A 2,356-nucleotide genomic window follows, 5' to 3' on the forward strand; every position below is an offset into this window, starting at 1 on the left:
GCGCACATGGATCGTAGGACCGCAGCGCAGCGAGGATCCTGCGAGCCAGCCACGCGACAAATGCGCGCAAAGTGCCTGAACTCAGCCGAAGACGGCCACCGTCTGGCGGCTGATGACGACGGGCTCACCGCTCGCCGTGTACACCCGGGCGGCCGTGTGGCCGTAACCGTCGTGCGCAGCATCGGTGGTCACTTCGTACCACCAGCGGTCGGCGCCGGTTCCGGTGACGGGCGCGACGAAGTCCATCGTCCACGTCATCGTCGACATCGGGACGACCTTGGTCAGCATCTGTCCTGCTGCGGGCGGCCAGCAGTCGACGAGTGCCACGAGGTGCGCGACCCCGAAGTCGTCGGTGGGTTCGCGGAAGCTCATGTAGCCGTGCATGTCGCCGTCCTCGCCGCCGCTGAACGGCCCACGGCCCTTCGCGAGGCGCATGTCGAGGCGCGCGATGAACTCGGGCGTCATGCCTTCGACGTAAGGAATCGGCGTGAGCGAGTCGTGCTCGGGAAGGCCCTTGCCGAGCGGTGACGCCGCGAGGGAGAGCGACGACGGGCGCGCCGCACCGATCGTCACGAGCGCGACGGCCCGCACCGACTCGACGCCCGAGGCGTCGGCCTGCGTCACGCGGGCCTCCACCTGCGTCGCGGACTTGCCCTGACGCAGCACCTCGGCCGTGACGCGTGCGTCACCGGCTTCGACGGGGCCGACGAAGTTGATCGTCATGGCCCGCACGTCCTGCTCCGGCAGGTCCACCGCGGCGAGAACGCGGCTGAGCATCGCGCCCGCGACGACGCCACCGAACGTGGCACGACCCTGTCCCCAACCGGGCGGAACGACGACGCTCTCACCGTCGCGGGCCGCTGTGAAGAGGACGTCGAGGGGGTGATCGCTCATGAACGCGATGCTAGTGGCCGCCGTTAACGCCGAACACCCGCCGTTCATCGCTCGGCCCGCCCCCGCAATACGCGAGGTCGGGCCGATGCGAACGAACAGGAGGACGTCAGCCACCAACCGCCTTGAACGCGTCGACGAGCCCAGCGCCGTAGTAACCACTGCCCTGCTTCTTGCCCTCGCACGTCGCGTCGTTCACGCCGTCACGGTCCTGGTCGTAGAACTCGGGGCACGCAAGAGGGTTCGCCTGGCGCTTCAGGGTGGAGATCGTCTGCTTGGCGTTGAGGCCTGTTTGCGTGCCGCGCAGCAGCGCCACGACGCCCGCCGCATGCGGCGAAGCCATGGAGGTGCCCTGCTTGTAGCCCCAGCCACCGCCGACAACGGTGGACAGGATGCGCCCGTTCTTGCTCGGAGTGTCAGCGGGAACGCGGCTGTCACCACCCGGTGCGGCCACGTCGACGACACCGCGACCGTAGTTGGAGAAGTAGGACTTCACAGCCGTGGGGCCGACCGAGGACACCGCAACGGTGTTGCCGGCCTCGGCGGGGATGTCGTAGCAGCGGTGGTCCGTTTCACGCGGCTGCGGGTCATCGGAGTTGTTCGGGCTGCCGGTGTCGGTGATGGGTTTCGACAGATCCCAGCCCGAATTGCCTGCTGCGGCGACGTTGACGACGTCCTTCTTCTCGCTGTACTTGAGTGCGCGATTCACGGCCTCGATGACGGGTCGCTGCTCGGGGTCTGCCTTGCACCACAGGAAGTACGGGTCGATGAAGTACGAATTGTTCGTCACCTCCATGCCCTTGTCAGCCGCCCAGACGAAGCCGCAGATCGCGTACTCGGGGTAGATGTACCCGTCGTCGTCGACGACCTTGACCGCTGCCAGCTTGACGTTCGGCGCGACGCCGACGATACCCGTGCCGTTCCGGGCACCCGCGATGGTGCCGGCGACGTGTGTTCCGTGGTCGGATGTCGTGGGCTGCCAGGCCTTCGGGTTGGTGTTCGGCACCCCTCGGTCGTTGCAACTCACGGATTGAGAGGGATCGACGTTGGCCGCGAGATCGCTGTGATCGGCTTCGATTCCGCTGTCGAGGACGCCGACGGTGATCGCCCGGTTGCCGTCGGTCTTGCGGTGGGCCTTGTCGGCGCCGATCTGACGCATGTCCCACTGGTCCGCGTTGAGGGCTTCCTTCGTGTCGTCCCCACCGGAGGTTCCGGGGCCCAGTCCCGTCACTTCGCCGTCAGGGACAACGTTGCCCGCTCCCGCGAGCGCGCTCATGGCGCGCGTTGGACCAGCTGCGACGACGCCCGGACGTTTGCGCGCCTTGTCGTCGAAGGCGCCGTCGGAGGCCTGAGCGATGACGACACCGATCTGCGGCCATTCCTGAACGACAGTGCCGCCCGCCGCCTTCACTGCAGCGGTTGCCTTGTCGGTGCCCTTTCCCGCCTGAAGCACGACGAAGGACGT

The 2,356-nt window shown here is 67.6% G+C and carries 2 protein-coding genes; both read right to left on the minus strand.

What is annotated here, in order from left to right:
* Positions 1-81: 81 nt before the first annotated feature.
* Positions 82-894: an acyl-CoA thioesterase II gene (locus K9D12_RS14690; protein ID WP_223060586.1), complete on the minus strand. Its 813-nt coding sequence runs from the start codon at positions 892-894 to the stop codon at positions 82-84.
* Between the two features lie 106 nt (positions 895-1,000).
* A partial coding sequence (locus K9D12_RS14695) for a S8 family serine peptidase (protein WP_223060587.1) occupies positions 1,001-2,356 on the minus strand: 1,356 nt, incomplete at its 5' end.

The sequence above is a fragment of the Dermacoccus sp. Tok2021 genome, from assembly GCF_019895135.1.
GTDB classification, from domain to species: Bacteria; Actinomycetota; Actinomycetes; order Actinomycetales; family Dermatophilaceae; genus Dermacoccus; species Dermacoccus abyssi.

Coding starts and splice junctions, on each gene's coding strand:
- K9D12_RS14690 (WP_223060586.1), bottom strand. CDS start 894: ATGAGCGATCACCCCCTCGACGTCCTCTTCACAGCGGCCCGCGACGGT.